Source organism: Jatrophihabitans sp. (assembly GCF_036388195.1).
GTDB lineage: Bacteria > Actinomycetota > Actinomycetes > Mycobacteriales > Jatrophihabitantaceae > Jatrophihabitans_A.
The window spans coordinates 1-2784 of the sequence record NZ_DASVSG010000170.1; the positions used below are offsets into that span (position 1 = coordinate 1).

At 73.9% G+C, this 2784-nt stretch carries 4 protein-coding genes; 2 read left to right on the top strand and 2 right to left on the bottom strand.

Annotated elements, in window-relative coordinates; translation table 11 throughout:
• Positions 1-157: 157 nt before the first annotated feature.
• A complete protein-coding gene (gene hemW / locus VF612_RS17425; RefSeq protein WP_408661123.1) occupies positions 158-1384 on the bottom strand; it encodes a radical SAM family heme chaperone HemW in 1227 nt (408 codons plus the stop codon).
• Between the two features lie 112 nt (positions 1385-1496).
• Between hemW and VF612_RS17430 the strand changes: the two genes are divergently transcribed.
• Positions 1497-2255: an enoyl-CoA hydratase-related protein gene (locus VF612_RS17430; protein WP_408661124.1), complete on the top strand. Its 759-nt coding sequence runs from the start codon at positions 1497-1499 to the stop codon at positions 2253-2255.
• Here VF612_RS17430 and VF612_RS17435 read toward each other — a convergent pair.
• Positions 2180-2434, bottom strand: coding sequence for a hypothetical protein (locus VF612_RS17435; RefSeq protein ID WP_408661125.1), 255 nt, complete (start codon positions 2432-2434; stop codon positions 2180-2182). The genes VF612_RS17430 and VF612_RS17435 overlap by 76 nt on opposite strands.
• Positions 2435-2494: 60 nt before the next feature.
• Between VF612_RS17435 and VF612_RS17440 the strand changes: the two genes are divergently transcribed.
• On the top strand, positions 2495-2784 hold a 290-nt coding region (locus VF612_RS17440; protein ID WP_408661126.1), incomplete at its 3' end, for a dienelactone hydrolase family protein.

Here is a 2784-nt window from a genome sequence, read left to right on the forward strand (position 1 = left end):
TGAAAGGTCGTGCGGGCACTACGGTGAGACACGAGAGCCTCCGGGTCGGAGTGGGTCCTAGACAAACCACACCCCACCCGGAGGTTCTCACCGTTTCAAGCCGCCACGCCCACCACCAACGTCCTGGCCGAGTACATCTAGCGCACGGCCCGTCGCGCTAGAGGATGTCGAGCAGGTCGCGTACCACCGCGTCGGCCAGCAGCCGGCCACGCTGGGTGAGCACCAGCCGGCCGCGCGCCAGCGGCTCCCGCTCGACCAGCCCCCAGCGCAGGCACTGCTCGGCCTGCCGGGTGGCAGGCTCCGGCAGGCTGCTCAGGTCCAGCCCCTCGACCATCCGCACCTCGAGCATCAGCCGCTCGGTCAGCTGGTCCCGCCCGCCCAGGGTCTCCCGGCCGGCCGCGGGGCTGCGGCCGGCGTCCAGCGCCGCGGTGTAGCGGCTGGGGTGCTTGACGTTCCACCACCGGGTGCCGCCGATGTGGCTGTGCGCGCCGGGTCCTGCCCCCCACCAGTTGGCCCCGGACCAGTACAGCCGGTTGTGCCGTGACCGGCCGGCCGGCGTCCGGGCCCAGTTCGACACCTCGTACCAGCTGAAGCCGGCCGCGGCCAGGGTGTCGTCGGCCTGCAGGTAGCGGTCGGCGAGCACGTCGTCGTCCGGGGCTGCCACCGCGCCGGAGGACACCTTGCGGGCCAGCGCGGTGCCGTCCTCGACGATCAGGGCGTAGGCGCTGACATGGTCGGCGCCCGAGCCGATCGCGGCGTCCAGCGAGGCCTGCCAGTCGGCGTCGGTCTCCCCCGGCGTGCCGTAGATCAGGTCCAGGTTGACGTGGGAGAAGCCGGCCGCCCGGGCCTCGGCCACCGCCTGGACGGCGCGCTGCGGCCGGTGCTGGCGCTCCAGCACCGCCAGCACGTGCCCGACCGCGGACTGCATGCCGAGCGAGATGCGGGTGAAGCCGGCCGCCCGCAGCTTGGCCAGGTAGGCCGGGGTCACCGTCTCCGGGTTGGCCTCGGTGGTGATCTCGGCATCCGGGGCCAGGCCGAACTCGGCGCCGATCTCGGCCAGCACCAGGCCCAGGTGCTCGGCGGGCAGCAGGGTCGGCGTGCCGCCGCCGAAGAACACCGTCGACACCGGCGGCGCGCTGGCCGGCAGCACGGCGCGGGCCAGCCTGATCTCGCCCAGCACCGTGTCGGCGTAGGAGCCCTGGCTGACCCCCGGCCCCAGCTCCTGGGCGGTGTAGGTGTTGAAGTCGCAGTAGCCGCACCGGCTCGCGCAGAACGGCACGTGGACGTAGAAGCCGAACGGCCGCTGCGGCAGGCTGAGCAGCGCGGTCTCGGTCAACCGGCCGTGCGGCGGCGCCGGATCGCCGAGCGGCAGTGCGGATGGCATGCCTCCAGTGTTAGATGCCTACAGCGCACGGCTGCACCCGACCCGCCGACGGGTGGCCAAAGCCGCTCGCCGCGAGCCGTTCGGCGGTCACCTGCGAGGAGTTCGAGAGCCCGTGAGCACGGTCGGATACGAGGTGGCGGAGTCCGTCGCCAGGATCACCCTGGACTCCCCGCAGCGGCGCAACGCGCTGTCGGCGGACCTGCTCGGCCAGCTGCGCCGGCGGCTCGACGAGGCTGCCGCCGACCCGCGGGTGCGCGCCGTGGTGCTGGGCCACACCGGCCCGGTGTTCTCCTCCGGGATGGATCTGACCACGGTGGCCGGCGTCGCCGCCGAGGACCAGCCGATCGTGGCGTTCCCCGCGCTGCTGCAGCGGATCTGGGAGTTCGACAAGCCGGTGATCGCCCAGGTGGAGGGCAAGGCGCGGGCCGGGGGCATCGGACTGATCGCGGCCTGCGACATCGCGGTCGGCGCCGAGCACGCCGATTTCGCGTTCACCGAGGTGCGCCTGGGCCTGGTGCCGGCGGTGATCTCGGTGCCGGTGCTGCCCAGGCTCGCGCCGCGGCCGGCGCTGGAGCTGTTCCTCACCGGCGAGACCTTCGGCGCGGCGCGGGCCCGCGAGATCGGCCTGCTCAACAGCGTCAGCGCCGACGTCCGGGCCGAGGTGGACCGCTACGCCGCGATGCTGCGGCTGTGCGAGCCGGCCGCGCTGGCCGGCGTCAAGCAGTTGCTGCGCCGAGACCGGACGTCGGAGTCGGTGGCCGAGGAGCTGGCCCGGATGAGCGCGCTGTCGGCGAGCTACTTCGCCGGCCCGCAGGCGCAGGAGGGCATCGCTGCCTTCGCCGCCAAGCGGCCGCCGTCCTGGGCCGTCTGAGCGAGGCCCGCCGCGCTGATGACCCGGTGCGTCCCGGTGAGCTGCGGGCCGGTCGGCTGCGAGCCGGCTCCGGAGCGGCCGTCGGCGGCTCGGACCGCGTAGCCGATCACCAGCAGCACGATGAGGATGATCAGCACCAGCAGCGGACGCCGACGCCAGGACGTCCGGGGAAGTGCCACCGCACCAGCCTAGAGGCCGCATCCGATGCCACACCCGAAGGAGCAGACGTGGACGACGCGATGACCGCGGGCACCATCTCGATCGCGGGCGCGGGCGGTGATCAGATCGAGGCCTACTACGCGGGGCCGGCCGGCGGCGGGGCGCGCGGCGGGGTGGTGCTGATCCACCACCTGCCCGGCTATGACCGCTGGAGCAAGGAGGTGGCCCGCCGGTTCGCCGTCGATGGCTATTCCGTGCTGCTGCCCAACCTGTACTCCCGCGAGGCGCCGGGCGCCGACCCGGACGACGCCGCGGCCGTCGCCCGGGCGCGCGGCGGGATCGCGGACGAGCAGCTGGTCGGCGATGTCGG